Origin of the sequence: Variovorax paradoxus, from assembly GCF_030811855.1 — a bacterium.
GTDB classification, from domain to species: Bacteria; Pseudomonadota; Gammaproteobacteria; order Burkholderiales; family Burkholderiaceae_C; genus Variovorax; species Variovorax paradoxus_L.
Genome location: NZ_JAUSRN010000008.1, coordinates 63186 through 81645, shown reverse-complemented (window position 1 = coordinate 81645; position 18460 = coordinate 63186). Strand labels below are relative to the sequence as shown.

The following is an 18460-nucleotide window of genomic DNA, read 5'->3' as shown; positions in this document are numbered from 1 at the left end:
CGTTACTTGCCGCCCGTTGCCGAAGAAGGGGTCGAGGCGTTCAGCGCCTTGATCACCTTGTCCGTGATGTCGTGCTTGGGATTGATGTAGATCGCTTCCTGCAAGATCGCGTCGTACTTTTCAGCCTCGGCCACCTGCTTCACCACGCGGTTGGCTCGCTCGTAGACCTGCTGGAGCTCTTCGTTCTTGCGCGCGTTGAGATCTTCCTGGAACTCGCGGCGGCGGCGCTGGAAGTCGCGGTCCTGGTCGACCAGCGCCCGCTGGCGCGAAGCACGCTGGCTTTCCGACAAGGAGGGCGCCTCGCGCTCGAATTTTTCGGAGGCCGTCTTCAGCGCCTCGCCCTGCGTCGTGAGATCTTTCTCGCGCTTGAGAAATTCGGCCTCGAGCTTGGCTTGCGCGGCCTTGGCCGGCTGGGCTTCACGCAGCACGCGGTCCGGATTCACGAATCCGATGCGAAAGGTCTCCTGCGCCTGGGCCGCGGGCGCAGCAACCAGAGCAAAAACAGGAATCAACAACGCGCCGGCCGCAGCGCGAATCAAATGCTTCATTTAGAAAGACGTTCCAATCTGGAATTGCAAGCGCTGGATTCTATCCTTCGGGATCACGATCAAGCCGGTATTCGGATCCACCACTTCCTTTTGGGATTTGATGGGGAAGGCGTAGGCAAGACGCAGCGGACCCAGCGGCGAAATCCAGCTGATCCCCAAACCGACCGAGGCGCGCAGCTTCTTCTGGGCCTTGTACTGCTCGTCGGTCAGGCCTTCGGCGCGTGAGCCGAACACGTTGCCGACGTCGAAGAAGCCGTAAAGGCGCAGCGTACGGTCGTTGCCGGCGCCGGGGAACGGCGTGCTTAGTTCGGCATTGAAGACCGCCTTCTTGGTGCCGCCCAGAGCGGCGCCTTCGGTCTGGCCAATCAGCGGCACGTCGCGCGGGCCGAGCGAATTTTGCTCGAAGCCGCGGATCGAACCCAGGCCACCGGCGTAGAAATTCTTGAAGATCGGGTAAACCTTGCCGCCCAGCGGCTTGGCATAGCCCACGTCCGCATTGATTGCGAAGGTGTATTGCTTGTTGATCGCGAAGAACTGCTGGTACTGGTAGTTTGTCTTGATGTACTGCATGTCTCCGCCAACGCCCAACTCGAGGTTGGCACGCTGCAGGCGCCCGGTGGTCGGAACCAACGCGCTGTCGCGATTGTCACGGCCCCAGCCGACGGTCAGCGGCACGCCCCACACGCTCTTCTGGGCGCACTCGGTTACGAACAGGCCGGTCGCATCCTTGGAGCACTGGAAGTAGCGGAGGTAGGACGCCGGCGTGAAGAGGCCCGAGAACGAGGTCGAGGTGTTCGGATCGAACGCATAGCGTTCGAGGCCGGCGCCGAAGAATACGGTGTCGACTTCGCTGAACGGCACGCCGAAGCGGATCGAGGCCCCCTGGTTGACCAGCTTGTAGTCGCCGTCGACGTTGGTCGAGTACGGGCGCGTGGTGGTGTGGTACAGGCTGATGGTGCGCGAGATGCCGTCCTTGGTGAAGTACGGATCCGTGGTGGTCAGCGACACCGTGCGGTTGTACTTGCTGGTGTTGACCTGCACGCCGAGGAAGTTGCCCGAACCGAAGACATTCTCCTGCGAGATACCGAAGGTGAGAGCCACCTTTTCCGCGCTGGAGTAGCCAGCACCAAGCTGAAGGCTGCCAGTGGGCTTTTCGTTCACGTTGACAACCAGGTCGACCTGGTCGGGCGAACCCGGGATCTCCTGGGTTTCGACGTTCACTTCTGTGAAGAAGCCGAGGCGGTCTACGCGGTCGCGCGAGAGCTTGATCTTGTCGCCGTCGTACCACGAGGCCTCGAACTGGCGGAACTCGCGGCGAATCACTTCGTCGCGCGTTTTGGCGTTGCCGCCCACGGCGACACGGCGCACGTAAACGCGGCGCGAAGGCTCGGCCTGCAGCGTCAGCGTCACGCGGTTGTTGACGCGATCGATTTCGGGACGTGCCTGCACGCGCGCGAACGCATAGCCGAAAGTGCCGAAGTAGTCGGTGAAGGCCTTGGTGGTTTCGGTGACCTGCTCGCCGTTGTAGGGCTCGCCGGGCTTGATGCTCACGAGGGACTTGAACTCTTCTTCTCGGCCGAGATAGTTGCCGTCGAGCTTGACGCCCGCCACCACGAACTTTTCGCCTTCGGTGATGTTGACGGTCACCGACAGGTCCTGGCGGTCCGGCGAAATGGCGACCTGCGTCGAATCGATGCGGAATTCGAGATAGCCGCGCGTGATGTAGTACGAGCGCAGTGTTTCCAGGTCGGCGTTGAGCTTGGAACGCGAGTACTGGTTGGACTTGGTGTACCAACTCATGAAGCCGCCGCTGTCCTGGTCGAACAGGCTCAGCAGGGTCGATTCGCTGAATGCCTTGTTACCGACCACGCGCACTTCGCGAATGCGGGCGGAGTCGCCCTCGGTCACGGTGAACGTGAGGTTGACGCGGTTGCGCTCGATGGGCGTGACGGTGGTCACGACCTGTGCGTTGTAGAGGTTCTTGCTGACGTACTGGCGCTTGAGCTCCTGCTCGGCACGGTCGGCCAGCGCCTTGTCGTAGGGACGGCCATCCGCCAGGCCCACTTCGCGCAGCGCCTTCTGGAGCGCGGCCTTTTCGAATTCCTTGGTTCCGACGAAATCGACGTCGGCGATGGTGGGCCGCTCTTCGACGATCACCACCAGCACGTTGCCATTGACGTCGATGCGCACGTCCTTGAACAACCCCAGATCGAACAGCGCTCGAATGGCAGCCGAGCCGCGTTCGTCGCTGTAGGTGTCGCCGACACGCAGCGGCAGCGATGCGAAGATCGTGCCGGGCTCGACCCGCTGCAAGCCCTCGACGCGAATGTCGCGCACCGTGAAAGGCTCGACGGCCCAAGCTGCCGTGGCCGCCAGCGCGCTGGCCACCACCGCGGCAACGCTACGCAGGCGAAAGCGACTGAAGTTTGTGTTCATCTGTGAATTGGGCCGGCGCGGAAAGGGCCGGCAGAAAGTTAACCAAAGAGCCGCGTGACGTCGTTGAAAAGTGCGACCGACATCATGACCAGCAGCAAGGCGACTCCGCCGCGCTGCAGCCGTTCCATCCAGGCGTCAGAGACGCTCTTGCCGGTCAGGCCCTCCCAAAGATAATACATCAGGTGCCCCCCATCGAGGACCGGCAGCGGCATGAGATTCAGCACGCCAAGGCTCACGCTGATCAGCGCGAGGAACACCAGGTACTGGGTCAAGCCGAGGCTCGCGGACTTGCCCGCATAGTCGGCAATCGTGAGCGGCCCGCTCAAATTCTTGAGCGAAGCCTCCCCGATCACCATCTTGCCCATCATGCGAACGGTGAGCGCAGAGACCTCCCAAGTGCGCACGATGCCGAGCCAGACGCCGTCGACGGGACCCTGCCGAACCGTGACCATTTCAGGCGGCGCACCGACATACGCACCGATGCGGCCGACCTTCGCGGCGCCCTCTTCGCGCAGTTCGGGCTTGACTTCAAGCTGGACCGGCTGGCCGCCGCGCTGGACCTGCCAGGTCTGTGCGCGAGGCTGGTCGCCATCGATCGAGGTGCGGATCATCTCGCGCAATTGCTGCCCATCTACGATGGCCGTGCTCCCCACGGTGCGAACCAGGTCTCCGCTGCGAAGGCCCGCGCGTTCTGCGGCGCTGCCCGCCATCACTTGGCCGATCTCGGGACGCGTCAACGGCGCGACGACTCCGATCTTGCGGAACATCTGCGGATCGGCATCCTTGGCCTCCATGCGGCTCAGCGGAAGCACGATCTGGCGCGCGGCCTTGCCGCCCTCTCCCGCGATTTCAAGCGTGAGGTCGCGGCCGTCGAGCGCGCCGCGCGTCATGCGCCAGCGCAGGTCTTCGAACGATTGCACGGGCTCCAGGCGGCCATCGAAGCCAGCACGCGTGACGTGCTCGCCACCGCGCAGGCCCGCGGCTTCCGCGAGCGAGGCCGCTACCGGCCGGGCCAGCTTGGCGACAGGCTCGTCCACGCCGATCCAGTTGACGACCGTGTAGAGCACCACCGCGAGCAGCAGGTTGGCAATGGGACCCGCGGCAACAATCGCAGCACGCGAGCGCAGCGGCTGCGTGTTGAAGGCACGCTCGCGCTCTTCCGGCGCGACCGGCCCTTCGCGCTCGTCGAGCATCTTGACGTAGCCGCCGAAAGGAAACGCGCCGATGACGAATTCGGTTTCCTGGCCCGGATGCTGGCGCTTGGGCTGCCAGCGATAGAGGGTCTTGCCGAAGCCCACCGAGAACCGAAGGACCTTGACGCCGCACGCCACCGCGACACGGTAGTGGCCATATTCGTGCACTGCAATGAGGACGCCGAGTGCAACGACGAAAGCGATGACGGTGAGCATCCGGATCCTCTATCGACGGGAAGGGTCAGGCCGCGAAGCGCAGCGCCGCGGCGTTGGCGGCCGCACGCGCACTGGCATCGAGCGCCAGCAGGTCGGCCAGCGATGCGGGCTTGGAGGGGGCAACAGCCTCCAAAGTTTCCATGTTGACGGCATGAATGCGGTCGAATCGCAGTCGCCGATCAAGAAATGCCTGGACCGCGACTTCGTTGGCGGCATTGAGCACCGCCGTGGTCCCGGGCGCCGCGCGCAGCGCATGCCAGGCCAGGCCAAGGCCTGGGAACAGCGCCGCATCGGGGGCGTCGAAGCTCAGGGCTGCCATCTGGCGGAAGTCCAGGCGCCCCGCTCCGCTTTCGATGCGCTCGGGCCATGCCAGGCCGACGGCGATCGGCACTCGCATGTCGGGAGTGCCCAATTGGGCGATAACCGACGCATCGGTGAATTGCACCATCGAATGCACCACGCTCTGAGGATGGATGACCACTTCGATTTGCTCGGGCAGCACGCCGAAGAGGTGGCGCGCCTCAATCACCTCGAGCGCCTTGTTCATCATGGTGGCGGAATCGACAGAAATCTTGCGGCCCATGACCCAGTTCGGATGGGCGCAGGCCTGCTCGGGCGTCACCGAACTGAGGGTCTCGGGCGCGCGCGTGCGGAACGGGCCGCCCGATGCGGTCAGGATGATCTTGTCGATGCGGCGCGCCCAGGTCGACGGGTCTTCCGGCAGCGACTGGAAAATGGCCGAGTGCTCGCTGTCGATCGGCAGCAGCGTCGCGCCGCCCTCGCGTACGGTGCGCATGAACAGCTCGCCGCCGACCACCAGCGCCTCCTTGTTGGCCAGCAGCAGGCGCTTGCCGGCGCGCGCGGCAGCCAGGCAAGGGCCGAGGCCTGCGGCACCGACGATGGCCGCCATGACTGCGTCGACTTCTTCGTGAGACGCTATCTTTTCAATAGCGTCGATGCCGCTCAGTACGCGTGTAGGAAGATTGTTCTGCTCCAGCTTTTCCGCCAGCTGCGCCGCATGCGCCGAGCTGGCCATGACCGCGAACCGGGGAGAGAACCGGGCGCACTGCGCCAGCAGTTCGTCGACCTTGGTCGAAGCGGACAGCGCGAAAACCTCGAAACGGTCGGGGTGCCGCGAAATGACATCGAGCGTGCTGACCCCGACCGAACCGGTCGAACCCAGCACCGTGATGCGTTGTTTGGGTGTGTTCACAAGGAAGCCAGCATCATTGCAATGGGAAGTACCGGCAAGAGGGCATCCACGCGGTCGAGCACGCCGCCGTGGCCCGGAAGCAGGCTGCTGCTGTCCTTGGCGCCGGCGCTGCGCTTGATCAGCGATTCGACCAGATCGCCGACAACGCTCATCGCCGCCAGAAACACCACGCCCACCAGCAGCAGCCACCAGCCGCGTTCATGCAGCCGGGTGTAGAGGCTTGCCACCGTGGCGCCGGCCGCCTTGTCGGCCCAGACCCAGGCAAAGGCCAGAACCACCACGCCGGCCATGCCGCCCCACACGCCTTCCCAGCTCTTGCCCGGGCTGATGGTGGGCGCGAGCTTGCCGCGCGTGAACTTCAGGCCGAAGGCGCGGCCCGCGAAATACGCGAAGACGTCCGCCACCCAGACCAGCACGAGAATCGACAGCAGGAAGTTGATGCCGACCATGCGCGCTTGCACGGCCGCGAGCCACGCCACCCAGAGCGCCAGCAACCCACCCACCAGGCGCAGGCCGCGCGGAATGCGGGGCCAGCCCGGCACCGCCACCCGCAGCAATGCCGCCCCGCCAAGCACCCACGCGGCACTGGCCACCAGCCACATGAGCATGAGCGGCTGCGCGAGCAGTCCGAGCCACCATGAAAGCGCGCACAGCACGACCGTTTCCAGCCCGAGGAACACGGACAGCCGCTGGCTGTAGCCGTTGAGGCGGCCCCACTCCCAGGCTGCGGCGCCGATCAGCACCAGCATGACGCAGGCAAAGGGAATGTGGGACGGATAGAAGAGTGCCGGCAGCAGGATCGCCAGCAGGACGATGGCCGTGAGGATGCGTTGTTTGAGCATGCGGCTGAGTTGTCGGGCCGTGAAGGCCCTCAGGCCATCTGGCGATCTGAAGAGGAATCGCTGCCGGCCGTGACCTGCGCGGAAGTCTTGCCGAACCGGCGCTCGCGAGCCTGGAACGCGGCAATTCCGGCGTCCAGCTCGGCTTCGTCGAATTCGGGCCAGAGCTTGTTGCTGAAGAAAAGCTCCGCGTAAGCGCTCTGCCAGAGCAGGAAATTCGACAGCCGCTGCTCGCCGCCAGTGCGGATGAGCAGGTCGGGGTCGGGCACGTGCGCCAGGGCCATGGCGCGGTCGAGATTGGCTTCGGTGAGCGGCTCGCCCTGTTCCATCAGCTTGGCGGCGGCGCGTGCAATGTCCCACCGGCCGCCGTAGTTGAAGCAGACGTTGAGAATGAGCTTGGTGTTCTCTGCCGTGGCTTCCTCGGCATCGACCAGGCCCTGCACCATTTTCTTGGAGAGTCCCGCCCGCTCGCCAACGAAATGCAGCCGCACGCCGTCGCGGCTCAGCTTGGGCACCTCGCGTGCGAGTGCACCGACCATGATCTCCATCAGGCCCGACACCTCTTCGGGCGGACGGTTCCAGTTCTCCGACGAGAACGCGAAGACCGTGAGAATGCCCACCCCGCGATCGACGCAGGCCTTGACGCAGCGCCGCAGCGACTCGACACCCTGCTTGTGTCCCGCCACGCGGGGCAGGAACCGCCGCGTCGCCCAGCGCCCGTTGCCATCCATGACGATGGCAATGTGGCGGGGAACCTGCGGCAGGGAGGAGGCCATGCGCAGCTTCAAACGGCCATGATCTCCGCTTCCTTGGCCGCGACCAGGCGATCGATTTCCGCGATGTGGCGGTCGGTGACCTTCTGGATCTCGGCTTCGGCGCGTTTCTGGTCGTCTTCGGAGGCGAGCTTTTCCTTGACCAGCTTCTTGACGGCTTCGTTCGCATCGCGGCGCAGGTTGCGCGTGGCGATCTTGGCGGTTTCGCCTTCGTTGCGGACCAGCTTGGTCATTTCCTTGCGCCGCTCTTCGCTCATGGCGGGAAGCGGCACGCGGATCAGGTCGCCCATCGAGGCCGGGTTCAGGCCCAGGTCGCTTTCGCGAATGGCCTTCTCGATCTTGGCGCCCATGCCTTTTTCCCAGGGCTGGACGCTGATGGTGCGCGAGTCGAGCACCGACACGTTGGCCACCTGGCTCAGCGGGACTTGCGAGCCGTAGTAATCGACATGGATCGAGTCGAGCAGCGCCGAGTTGGCGCGGCCGGTACGGATCTTGGTGAGGTTGTTCTGGAACGCAGCGAGCGACTGGTTCATCTTCGCATCGGTCGTGCTGCGAATTTCTGCAATGGTAGGGGTCGTCATCTCAATACTCCTCAGGCATGCACCAGCGTGCCTTCGTCCTCGCCCATGACAACGCGCTTGAGCGCGCCGTTCTTGAAGATCGAGAACACCTTGATCGGCAACTTCTGGTCGCGGCACAGCGCAAAAGCCGTGGCGTCCATGATGCCGAGATTTTGCGCGATCGCCTCGTCGAAGGTAAGCGTCGAATAGCGCGTTGCATCGGGGTTGGTCTTCGGGTCGGCGGAATACACGCCATCGACCTTGGTGGCCTTGAGCACCAGCTCGGCACCGATCTCGGCACCGCGCAGCGCAGCGGCCGTGTCGGTGGTGAAGAAGGGGTTGCCGGTGCCCGCGGCAAACACGACGACTTTGCCCTCTTCGAGATACTGCAATGCCTTGGGCCGCACATAGGGCTCGACCACCTGCTCGATGGCGATGGCGGACATGACGCGCGCCACCAGTCCCTGCTTGTTCATGGCGTCGGCCAGAGCCAGCGAATTCATCACCGTGGCCAGCATGCCCATGTAGTCGGCCGTGGCGCGGTCCATGCCGACAGAGCCTCCCGCGACGCCGCGGAAGATGTTGCCGCCGCCGATCACGACCGCAAGCTCCACACCCATGTTCACCACCTCGGCGATCTCTTCGACCATGCGAACGATGGTGGCGCGATTAATACCAAAGGCATCGTCTCCCATTAATGCCTCGCCCGACAGCTTCAACAAGATTCGCTTGTGGGCTGGGCGGGGATCAGACATGGGCAATTTCCTTACTTGTGTTGGCGGGGGCGAGTGTAGAACGAGGCGGTGAAAAAGCGGCGGCACACACATGCGCGCCGTCGCCTTGGGGCGTAACAGTTTTACGCGGCGGCCTTGGCGGCAGCAACCTGGGCTGCAACTTCGGCGGCAAAGTCGTCGACCTTCTTTTCGATGCCTTCGCCGACCACATACAGGGTGAAGCCCTTGATGCTGGTGTCGGCGGCCTTGAGCATCTGCTCGACGGTCTGCTTGTCGTTCTTCACGAACGGCTGGTTGTGCAGCGAGACTTCCTTGAGGTACTTCTGCACGCCGCCTTCGATGCGCTTGGCAACGATGTCGGCAGGCTGCGGCTTCTTGCCTTCGGCTTCGGCCGTCTTGCGGTCTTCCTCGGCCTTGCCGGCGGCAACAGCACGCTCTTTTTCAATCAGGTCCGCAGGCACGTCGGCGGCCGAGATGGCCACCGGCTTCATGGCGGCGATGTGCATCGCAACATCCTTGGCCGAGGTGTCGTCGCCTTCGAACTCGACCATCACGCCGATGCGCGTGCCGTGCAGGTACGAAGCCAGCTTGCCGTTGCCGCCAAAGCGCTTGAAGCGGCGGAAGCTCATGTTCTCGCCGATCTTGCCGATGAGGCCCTTGCGCACGTCTTCGAGCGTGGGGCCGAAGCCGTCTTGCTCGTAGGGCAGCGCGCCCAGTGCGGCGAGGTCGGCAGGGTTGTGCTTGGCGACCAGCATCGCGGCAGCGTTGGCCATTGCCAGGAAGCTGTCGTTCTTGGTGACGAAGTCGGTTTCGCAATTGATCTCGATCATGCCGCCGGCAGCGCCGTCGACGAAAGCCGTGACCACGCCTTCGGCGGTGATGCGGCCCGATGCCTTGCCAGCCTTGTTGCCGAGCTTGATGCGCAGCAGCTCTTCGGCCTTTTCCATGTTGCCGTCGGCCTCGGTGAGGGCCTTCTTGCATTCCATCATCGGCGCGTCGGTCTTTGCGCGCAGTTCGCCGACCATGCTTGCGGTGATTGCAGCCATTGTTCTATCTCCGTAAATCCAAAAATCAGGTTAAAAAAAAGGGGCACCAAAGCCCCTTCTTCAGGCTCGCGAGAGCACCAATCAGGCCGAAGCGCCCTCTTCGACTTCGACGAATTCGTCGCTGCTGCCTTCGGCGATGGCCTTGACCACGTCACCACCGGCGCTGTTGCGGCCTTCGATGATCGCGTCGGCGATGCCGCGTGCGTAAAGCGTGACGGCCTTCGACGAGTCGTCGTTGCCCGGAATCACGTAGTCGATGCCTTCGGGCGAGTGGTTGGAGTCCACCACACCGATCAGCGGAATGCCGAGCTTCTTGGCTTCTGCCACGGCGATCTTGTGGAAGCCAACGTCGATCACGAAGATGGCGTCCGGCAGCGCAGCCATGTCCTGGATGCCGCCGATGTCCTTTTCGAGCTTCGCGATTTCACGCGAGAACGTGAGCTGCTCTTTCTTGCTCAGGCTTTCGAGGCCGGCTTCTTGCTGGGCCTTCATGTCCTTGAGGCGCTTGATCGAGGTCTTGACCGTCTTGAAGTTGGTCAGCATGCCGCCGAGCCAGCGGGTGTCCACGAAAGGCACGCCGGCGCGGCGGGCTTCGGCAGCCACGATTTCACGGGCCTGGCGCTTGGTGCCGACCATCAGGATCGTGCCGCGGTTGGCGGTGAGCTGCTTGGCGTACTTCATCGCATCCTGGAACATCGGAAGCGACTTTTCCAGGTTGATGATGTGAATCTTGTTGCGATGGCCGAAGATGAACGGGGCCATCTTGGGGTTCCAGAAGCGGGTTTGGTGACCAAAATGGACACCGGCTTCCAGCATTTCGCGCATGGTGGTAGACATTGAAAATTACTCCAAAGGTTGGGTCTAAAATCCAGCCCGTTTTGCGCCTCCTTCGAATGGAGTCGCAACACCTTGATTGGGCCGGTTTGCGGATGTGTCTGGCTGTGTGTGGCGGTTGCCGTCACGCGGTCAGCGAAACCCAAAGAGTATAGCACGCCGCTCCTCCTGATCTTCTCCTTGGCCCGTCCCGCAACCCAGCCTCTGCACCCAGGCGATCGATCCATGAACGACCTTCACGCCACCCGTCTGAACATGCTGGCAGGTGGCACCGATGCACGCACCGAATTGGAGCGTGCCATCGGCATCGCCGAAGCCCCTGCCTGCAAACACGTTTTCACGCGCACGTTGTTCGACGAAGCCCGCGAGCAGGTCGGCCGTTCGGCGCCGCAAAGCAGGCTCGCCGGACTCGCCTTCACCACCAAGGACCTGTTCGACATCGAGGGCCAGCCAACCCCCGCCGGTTCCGTCGTGCTTTCTCATGCCCCGGCAGCCAAGGCCGACGCAGTGGCGGTCGCGCGGCTGCGCGCTGCGGGCGGCGTGCTGACCGGCCGCACCAACATGACCGAGTTCGCCTTTTCTGGCGTGGGAGTCAACCCGCACCATGGCACGCCGGTCAACGTGAGCGACGCCGCCACGCCGCGCATTCCGGGCGGTTCGTCGTCCGGTGCCGCCGTTTCGGTCGCGACGGGGGCAGCCTTCATCGGGCTCGGTTCTGACACGGGCGGCTCGATCCGCATTCCAGCAGCGCTGAACGGCATCGTGGGTTTCAAGAGCACGTCCCGCCTGGTGCCTGCCGATGGCGCGCTGCCGCTCTCGACCACGCTCGACACCGTCAGCGCCATGACGCGTTCGGTGCGCGATGCCATCGCCGCACACGAGATCCTTGCGGCGCGCCGCGTAACCGCCGGTGCCGCCTCCGTCGGCGCCTACCGGCTCGCGGTGGTGAAAAACGTGTTCTTCGACGACATCGAGCCCGCGGTGGCCAGCGCCTTCGAGAACGCGCTCCAGACATTGCGCGGTGCGGGTGCCCAGGTCGAGGAAATCGAGCTGCCGGAATTGGCCGAGTTGCAGGCCATCAACGCCACGGGCGGGTTTTCGGCGGCCGAGTCCTATGCCTGGCACCGGCTGCTGCTGGAGCGCAGCGGCGCCGGCTACGACCCGCGCGTCGCGCAGCGCATCCTGCGCGGCGCCGGCATGAAGGCGCACGAATACATCGACCTCGTGAATGCCCGCCGCGCGTGGATTGCCCGCATCGAAACAGCGCTGGCGTCCTTCGACGCCGTGCTGTCGCCCACCGTGCCGATCACCGCACCCTCCATCGCCAGCGTGGCGCCGGGTGCCGAGCGCGACGAGGAATTCTTTCGCGTCAACGCACTGCTGCTGCGCAACCCGTCGATCGTCAACATGCTCGACGGCTGCGCCATCTCGCTGCCCTGCCATGCAACCGGCGAACTGCCGGTCGGCCTGATGCTGTGGCACGCCGCGCTGCACGATGACGCCGTTCTCGCAATTGCCCTGCAAGCCGAACACGCACTGCGAAGACAATAGCTCCACGCCCATCGAGGGGTGTCAGCCATCTCTTCTTACTCAAAAATTCAATGAAAATCGCGATCGTGGGCGCCGGCATCATCGGCGTCACCACCGCCTGGGAACTGGTTTCGGATGGGCATGAAGTCTCCGTGTTCGAGCGCCGCGGCGCCGCGGCCGAGGAGGCCAGTTTTGCGAATGCAGGCGTGGTCGCGCCGGGTTATGTGACGCCATGGGCCGCGCCCGGCATGCGGGGCAAGGTGCTGCGTTCGCTGCTCTCTCCGCACGGCGCCATCAAGCTGCGATGGCCGCTGAGCACACGCGATCTGGGCTGGATGTCGCGCTGGCAGAAAGCCTGCAAGCTCGAAACCTACCTCGCCAACCGCGCCCGCATGCAGCGGCTGGCGTTCTACAGCCGCACCCGGCTGCACGAAGTGACCGAGGCGCGCGAACTCAGCTATGAGCGCAGCGACGGCTACCTCGTTCTGCTGCGCTCCAAGCGCGAGAAGAAGCTGGTGCAGCCCGGGCTCGAGGTGCTGCGCGCAGCCGGCAGTGTGTTCAAGGAAGTCGACGCAGACGAAGCCCGGCGCATCGAACCCGCGCTCAACGCCGATACGGCACTCGCGGGCGCCATTCACCTGCCCGAAGACGAGGTGGCCAATTGCCGCCAGTTCGCGCAGCTGCTCAAGTGGGAGTGCGAGGCGCTCGGTGCCCAGTTCCATTTCAATTGCGACATTGCACCCCTGAGCCGTTCAGACCCCGCCTCCATCTCGCTTGCCAGCGGTTCACCGCCGCTGCGCTTCGATGCGGTGGTGGTGTGCGCCGGACTTGCCTCGGCCCAGTTGCTGCGGCCGCTAGGCCTCAAGATTCCGCTTGCGCCGGTGTATGGCCACTCCATTAGCGCGCCGATTCGTGAATCGCTCAACGCTCCCCGCAGCGCCGTGATGGACGAGCGCTACAAGATAGCCATCTCGCGCCTGGGCCAGCGCGTGCGTGTGGCGGGCAGCGCCGAGATTGGCGGCTCCCTGAGCACGCTGAATGCATCCGCGGTGCAAACGCTCTACAAGGTGCTCCACGACTGGTTTCCCGGCGCCGTCACGCTCCAGTCGGGCGTGCAGCAATGGAAGGGTGCACGGCCGATGCTGCCCGACGGCCCTCCCGTGCTCGGTGCCAGCGGCGTGCCGGGCGTGTGGCTCAACCTGGGCCACGGCTCCAGCGGCTGGGCGCTGTCGTGCGGCAGCGCACGCGTGGTGGCCGACCTGGTCGGTGGCCGCGATGCCGGCGTCGACCTCGAAGGTCTTGGCGTCGAGCGGCTCAACCTCTAGGGTTCGAGGCGCCGGAGCGCCGTTTATTCAAGCGCTTCATTCGTCGGCCGCCGAGCGGCAAAATGGCTTGATGCAACGCATCACGTCCGCCACCGCCGCCGATCTGTTCGACATTGCGGCGACGCGGCGCATCGAACACGCAGCCGCGGCCACCCTGCCCTCCCACACGCTGATGCAGCGCGCGGGCCTGGCCGTGGCGCGGCTGGCCATGGCTCTCGCGCCGCACGCGCGCACGATGTGGATCGCTTGCGGGCCCGGCAACAACGGCGGCGACGGCTTCGAGGCCGCGGCGCAGTTGCAGCGCCGAGGCTTTCGGCCGGTCGTCACGTTCGCGGGCGATGAAAACCGCCTGCCGCCCGATGCCAAGGCCTCGCTGCAACGCGCGCGGGATGCGGGGGTGATCTTTTCGCCGCAGCCGCCTGCTGGCTATGAACTGGCCATCGATGCGCTGCTCGGCATCGGATCGACCCGGCCGCCCGAAGGCGTCATGGCCGAGTGGCTACGGCAGATGCATGCAGGGCATGCAGGCGGGCAACGGGTGCTTAGCGTCGACCTACCGTCCGGTCTCAATGCCGACACGGGGGTCTGGCACGCCACCCATCCAGCAGCCATCTCGTCAGCTTGCGTGACCTTTCTGACCCTGAAGCCAGGCCTCTTCACGGCCCAGGGCCGCGACGCGGCGGGCACGGTTTGGTTCGACGACTTGGGTTGCAGCAGCATGGCCGAGCCACCCACTGCACGCCTTTCAGGCGCACCAACGAACCAGCCGCGCAGCCATGCATCGCACAAAGGCACTTATGGCGACCTCGCAGTGATCGGTGGCGCACCTGGCATGGCGGGCGCCGCACTGCTCGCTGGTTCGGGCGCGTTGCATGCGGGCGCCGGACGCGTGTTCGTCGGCTTGCTCGACCCCAGTGCAGCCCCAGTTGATTTGGCACAGCCCGAGCTGATGCTGCGAGACGCCAACACGCTCGATCTCACCGGCATGACGGCGGTCTGCGGATGCGGTGGCGGCACAGCCGTGCGCGCGGTGCTGCCGCGCGTGCTGGCGACAGCGGCTGCATTGGTGCTCGATGCCGATGCGCTGAACGCCATTGCGGCCGACAGTGGATTGCAAACGCAACTGGCGTCGCGCGCTCGGCGCGGAAAGCCGACCGTGATCACCCCGCACCCGCTCGAAGCCGCACGCCTTCTGAACTGCTCGGCCGCCGACATTCAGGCAGACAGGCTCGCAGCAGCCCGCCAACTGGCGTCCCGCTACGGCGTGGTTGCCGTGCTCAAGGGCTCAGGAACGGTGATTGCGGATGGCAGCGGTGCGCCGCCGGTCCTCAACTCGACCGGCAACGCGCGCCTCGCAACCGCCGGTACCGGCGACGTGCTGGCGGGAATGATCGGCGCCGCGATGGCCATGCAAAAACCGGCCTTCGAGGCAGCGCACGAAGCCGTCTGGCTCCATGGCCACATCGCCGACACGTGGCCGGCCAATGCGCCGCCGCTCACTGCCGGCGCGTTGGCGCGCCAAGCGCCCTGAAGTCCCTGCTCTAGCCGCGGCCGACGAAGGGCATCTTCGTCGCCATGACGGTGTGAAACAGCACGTTGGCTTCCAGTGGCAGGTTCGCCATGTAGAGCACCGACTGACCCACGATCTCGACGTCCATCAGCGGCTCGATGGCGAGCTCGCCGTTGGCTTGCGGCACACCCTTGGCCATGCGCGCCGCCAGTTCGGTCATGGCATTGCCCACGTCGATCTGGCCCACGGCGATGTCGTACTTGCGCCCGTCGAGCGAAGCGGTCTTGGTGAGGCCCTCCACGCCGTGCTTGGTCGCTGTGTAGGCCGCCGAATTCGGCCGCGGTGCCGTGGCCGAGATGGAACCGTTGTTGATGATTCGGCCGCCGCGCGGGGTTTGCGCCTTCATCGTGCGGAACGCCTGCTGAATGCAGAAGAACATGCCGGTCAGGTTGATGTCGACCACGCCGCGCCATTGGTCCGCCGTCCAGTCTTCGAACGGCCCAGGGGGGTTGCCCACACCGGCGTTGTTGAACAGCAGGTCGACACGGCCGAAGCGCTCGACCGCAGCGGCAAATAGCGCCTGCACCGATTCAGGATTGGCCACGTCGGTAGGCACCGCAAACGCTCGCGCGCCAGCGCCCGACTCTTCCGCCACCTGCTCCAGTGGCTCCAGGCGGCGCCCTGCCAGGGTCACGCTCCAGCCGTCGGCCAGCAATGCCAGCGCCGCGGCGCGTCCGATGCCGGTGCCCGCGCCCGTGACGATCGCGATGCGGCCCTTGTTGTTTTCCACGCTCATGTTCAGTCTCTCCTTCTCGGTGTGTCTGTGGGGGATGGACGCAAAGCGCTGCTCGTCATGCTCGGCGCGGCTTGCGCCCCTTCATCTTGTTGGCGGCTTTCTTGACCGCCGACTTGAAAGCCTGCATGGCCGACTGCGGGCCCGCTGCAACGGCGCTCGCGCCGCGCTCGATGCGCGGCTCGGGAACGGCTTCGGCCTTGTGTTCGGCCTTGTGGCGCGAACTGCGCTTGGCCGATGCCTTGACCGGCACGCCACCAGAGCCCACGCCCTTGTCCTTCATGGCACGCGCAGTGAGCTCTTCGCCCTCTCGCACCAGGCGGAAATCGATCTTCCGCCCGTCCAGGTCAACACGGCTCACCTGCACCCGCACGCGCGTGCCGATGGCATAGCGAATGCCGGTGCGCTCGCCGCGCAGTTCCTGCCGCATTTCGTCGAACTTGAAGTACTCGCCTCCGAGTTCGGTGATGTGCACCAGGCCCTCGACATACATGGCGTCGAGCGTCACGAAGATGCCGAAGGTCGTGGCCGCAGTGACCACGCCGCCGTACTCCTCGCCCAGATGCTCGCGCATGTACTTGCACTTGAGCCATGCCTCGACATCGCGGCTGGCTTCGTCGGCGCGACGTTCGTTGGCGCTGCAATGCAGGCCGGCGGCTTCCCAGGCCAGCACTTCCTTGGTCGGCGCGACGGTGGCCTTCTGCGGCTTGGTGGTCGGCGCCTTGACGCGGGAGGCCAAGCGCTTGGCCAGCTTGGCATGCGCCTCGCCCGGCGTCGGCAGCATCGGCAGCTGATAGCGCGTCTTGCCGAGAATCGCCTTGATCACGCGATGCACCAGCAGGTCCGGATAGCGCCGGATCGGGCTCGTGAAGTGGGTGTAGGCCTCGTACGCCAGGCCGAAGTGGCCGCTGTTGATGGGCGTGTAGATCGCCTGCTGCATCGAGCGCAGCAGCATGGTGTGGATCTGCTGCGCGTCGGGCCGCTCCTTGGTGGCCTCGGCAATTGCCTGGAATTCGCCGGGCCGCGGGTCGTCGGTGATGCTCAATCCCACGCCCATCGCCTTCAGGTAGCCGCGCAAGATTTCCTTCTTCTCGGGCGTCGGGCCTTCGTGCACGCGGAACAGGCCCGGGTGCTTGCCTTCGGCGATGAAGTCGGCGCTGCACACGTTGGCGGCGAGCATGGCTTCTTCGATGAGGCGGTGCGCCTCGTTGCGCGTGCGCGGCACGATCTTCTCGATGCGGCCTGCATCGTCGCAAATGATCTGCGTCTCGGTGGTTTCGAAGTCGACAGCGCCGCGCTTGCCGCGCTGCTTGAGCAGCGCCTTGTAGACGTCAGCGAGGTTCAGAAGGTCCTTCACGCGGTCCTTGCGCTTGGCCGCCTCGGGTCCGCGCGTGTTGCCAAGAATCGCAGCCACTTCGGTGTAGGTGAAGCGTGCGTGGCTGAACATCACAGCCGGATAGAACTGGTAGGCGTAGATCTCGCCGTCGGCAGCCACGAGCATGTCGCACACCATGCACAGGCGCTCGACGTCGGGGTTCAACGAGCACAAGCCGTTCGAAAGCTTTTCCGGCAGCATCGGAATAACGCGGCGCGGGAAGTAGACACTGGTGGCGCGGTCATACGCGTCGATATCGATCGCCGAGCCAGTCTGCACATAGGCGCTGACGTCCGCGATGGCAACCAGCAAACGCCATCCCTTGCCGCGGCCAACTTTCGCGGGCTCGCAGTAAACGGCGTCATCGAAGTCGCGCGCGTCCTCGCCGTCGATGGTGACCAGCGGCACGTCGGTCAAGTCGATGCGGCCCTTCTTGTCGGCGGGACGGACCTTCTCGGGCAAGGCCTTGGCTTCGGCCAGGCATTCCGCGGAAAACTCGTGCGGCACGCCGTACTTGCGAACGGCAATCTCGATCTCCATGCCGGGGTCGTCGATCTCGCCCAGCACTTCCTTCACGCGGCCCACGGGCTGGCCGAACAACGCCGGCGGCTCGGTGAGCTGCACGACCACGACCTGCCCCACCTTCGCGGGACCGGTTGCGCCCTTGGGGATCAGTACGTCCTGGCCGTAGCGTTTGTCTTCAGGCGCGACGAGCCAGATGCCGCCTTCATGAAGCAAGCGGCCGATGATCGGCTGCTCGGGGCGTTCGACGATTTCAACCACCCGCCCTTCGGGACGACCACGCCGGTCTTGGCGCACCACGCGCGCCTTGACGCGGTCCTTGTGCAGCACCGCGCGCATCTCGTTCGGGGGCAGATAGATGTCGGCTTCGCCGTCGTCGCGCTGCACGAAACCGTGTCCATCGCGATGCCCTTGAACAGTTCCTTCAAATTCATCCAGCAGGCCGCTGGAATGGCCATTATTTTTGATATGATTCTCTCTTTCCTGAAATTCAAAACATAACTGCTTCGGCAGCTATGTGGGCCCAGATGGCGGAATTGGTAGACGCACTAGTTTCAGGTACTAGCGAGTAACATCGTGGAGGTTCGAGTCCTCTTCTGGGCACCACCCCTACCAAGCTGAAACCCCTGTGAATCATCGATTCACAGGGGTTTTTTCTTTGCCCTGGGAACATGATCGAGGGATGCTCTCCCTCGCAAAAGCCGATCGTGGCCAAACAAGGCCGGATCGACAGCAAGCCGCCGCGTTCGCACACACCTTCGCTCTCTCGGGTGGAGACCTCTTGCGGGATTGTTTCGGGCGGCACGGATTCGAACAGATGCAACGGGCTTCGTCTTCTCATGAAATGCTGCGGCAGCCGCTCAGGGAGAGCGGCTTTCTCGCCATTCTGACGCAGTACATCGACGAATGATCGCGCACAGTCTCAAGAAGCGGGGCAACCAATCAATACACCGTGTTGCCAGTAAAGGTGAACCGCAAACCCAACCCGATGGGTACGGCGCCGAAGATGATCA

The 18460-nt window shown here is 64.7% G+C and carries 15 protein-coding genes and 1 tRNA gene; 4 read left to right on the top strand and 12 right to left on the bottom strand.

Going from position 1 to position 18460, the window contains the following annotated elements:
- Positions 1-2 precede the first annotated feature (2 nt).
- The 10 genes from J2X92_RS16275 to rpsB form a co-directional block, all read right to left on the bottom strand.
- Positions 3-548 (bottom strand): OmpH family outer membrane protein, encoded by a 546-nt coding sequence (locus J2X92_RS16275; RefSeq protein WP_307576987.1) that lies wholly within the window; start codon positions 546-548, stop codon positions 3-5.
- Positions 549-2984, bottom strand: a complete 2436-nt coding sequence (gene bamA / locus J2X92_RS16270; RefSeq protein ID WP_307576986.1) for an outer membrane protein assembly factor BamA — start codon at positions 2982-2984, stop codon at positions 549-551.
- A gap of 38 nt (positions 2985-3022) precedes the next feature.
- Positions 3023-4393, bottom strand: a complete 1371-nt coding sequence (gene rseP / locus J2X92_RS16265; RefSeq protein ID WP_307576985.1) for an RIP metalloprotease RseP — start codon at positions 4391-4393, stop codon at positions 3023-3025.
- Between the two features lie 25 nt (positions 4394-4418).
- Positions 4419-5606, bottom strand: coding sequence for a 1-deoxy-D-xylulose-5-phosphate reductoisomerase (gene ispC / locus J2X92_RS16260; RefSeq protein ID WP_307576984.1), 1188 nt, complete (start codon positions 5604-5606; stop codon positions 4419-4421).
- Positions 5603-6448, bottom strand: coding sequence for a phosphatidate cytidylyltransferase (locus tag J2X92_RS16255; protein ID WP_307576983.1), 846 nt, complete (start codon positions 6446-6448; stop codon positions 5603-5605). Before J2X92_RS16255 ends, ispC begins: the two co-directional genes overlap by 4 nt.
- Before the next feature lie 29 nt (positions 6449-6477).
- A complete protein-coding gene (uppS, locus tag J2X92_RS16250) occupies positions 6478-7221 on the bottom strand; it encodes a polyprenyl diphosphate synthase (RefSeq protein WP_307576982.1) in 744 nt (247 codons plus the stop codon).
- Between the two features lie 8 nt (positions 7222-7229).
- Positions 7230-7799 carry a ribosome recycling factor gene (frr, locus tag J2X92_RS16245; protein WP_093023553.1) on the bottom strand — a complete coding sequence of 190 codons (570 nt, stop codon included), beginning with the start codon at positions 7797-7799 and terminating at the stop codon, positions 7230-7232.
- A gap of 11 nt (positions 7800-7810) precedes the next feature.
- Positions 7811-8533 carry a UMP kinase gene (gene pyrH, locus J2X92_RS16240; RefSeq protein ID WP_307576981.1) on the bottom strand — a complete coding sequence of 241 codons (723 nt, stop codon included), beginning with the start codon at positions 8531-8533 and terminating at the stop codon, positions 7811-7813.
- Between the two features lie 101 nt (positions 8534-8634).
- Positions 8635-9558 carry a translation elongation factor Ts gene (gene tsf, locus J2X92_RS16235; RefSeq protein ID WP_307576980.1) on the bottom strand — a complete coding sequence of 308 codons (924 nt, stop codon included), beginning with the start codon at positions 9556-9558 and terminating at the stop codon, positions 8635-8637.
- A gap of 81 nt (positions 9559-9639) precedes the next feature.
- On the bottom strand, positions 9640-10395 hold the full coding sequence (rpsB, locus tag J2X92_RS16230) for a 30S ribosomal protein S2 (protein ID WP_307576979.1): 756 nt from the start codon (positions 10393-10395) through the stop codon (positions 9640-9642).
- A gap of 222 nt (positions 10396-10617) precedes the next feature.
- On the opposite strand from rpsB, the gene J2X92_RS16225 reads away from it, so the two are divergent.
- The 3 genes from J2X92_RS16225 to J2X92_RS16215 all read left to right on the top strand — a co-directional run bounded on the left by J2X92_RS16225 (position 10618) and on the right by J2X92_RS16215 (position 14778).
- Positions 10618-11943: an amidase gene (locus J2X92_RS16225; protein ID WP_307576978.1), complete on the top strand. Its 1326-nt coding sequence runs from the start codon at positions 10618-10620 to the stop codon at positions 11941-11943.
- A gap of 50 nt (positions 11944-11993) precedes the next feature.
- On the top strand, positions 11994-13247 hold the full coding sequence (locus tag J2X92_RS16220; protein ID WP_307576977.1) for a D-amino acid dehydrogenase: 1254 nt from the start codon (positions 11994-11996) through the stop codon (positions 13245-13247).
- Positions 13248-13317: 70 nt separating this feature from the next.
- On the top strand, positions 13318-14778 hold the full coding sequence (locus tag J2X92_RS16215; RefSeq protein ID WP_307576976.1) for an NAD(P)H-hydrate dehydratase: 1461 nt from the start codon (positions 13318-13320) through the stop codon (positions 14776-14778).
- A gap of 10 nt (positions 14779-14788) precedes the next feature.
- Here J2X92_RS16215 and J2X92_RS16210 read toward each other — a convergent pair whose 3' ends face one another.
- Together J2X92_RS16210 and rnr are read right to left on the bottom strand one after the other, a co-directional pair.
- The gene (locus J2X92_RS16210; RefSeq protein ID WP_307576975.1) at positions 14789-15553 is read right to left on the bottom strand and encodes an SDR family oxidoreductase; all 765 of its coding nucleotides are present in this window, start codon (positions 15551-15553) and stop codon (positions 14789-14791) included.
- Positions 15554-15608: 55 nt separating this feature from the next.
- Positions 15609-17888, bottom strand: coding sequence for a ribonuclease R (gene rnr, locus J2X92_RS16205; RefSeq protein ID WP_307577162.1), 2280 nt, complete (start codon positions 17886-17888; stop codon positions 15609-15611).
- Between the two features lie 80 nt (positions 17889-17968).
- On the opposite strand from rnr, the gene J2X92_RS16200 reads away from it, so the two are divergent.
- Positions 17969-18053: transfer RNA gene (locus J2X92_RS16200), tRNA-Leu, on the top strand.
- The last annotated feature ends 407 nt before the right edge of the window (positions 18054-18460 follow it).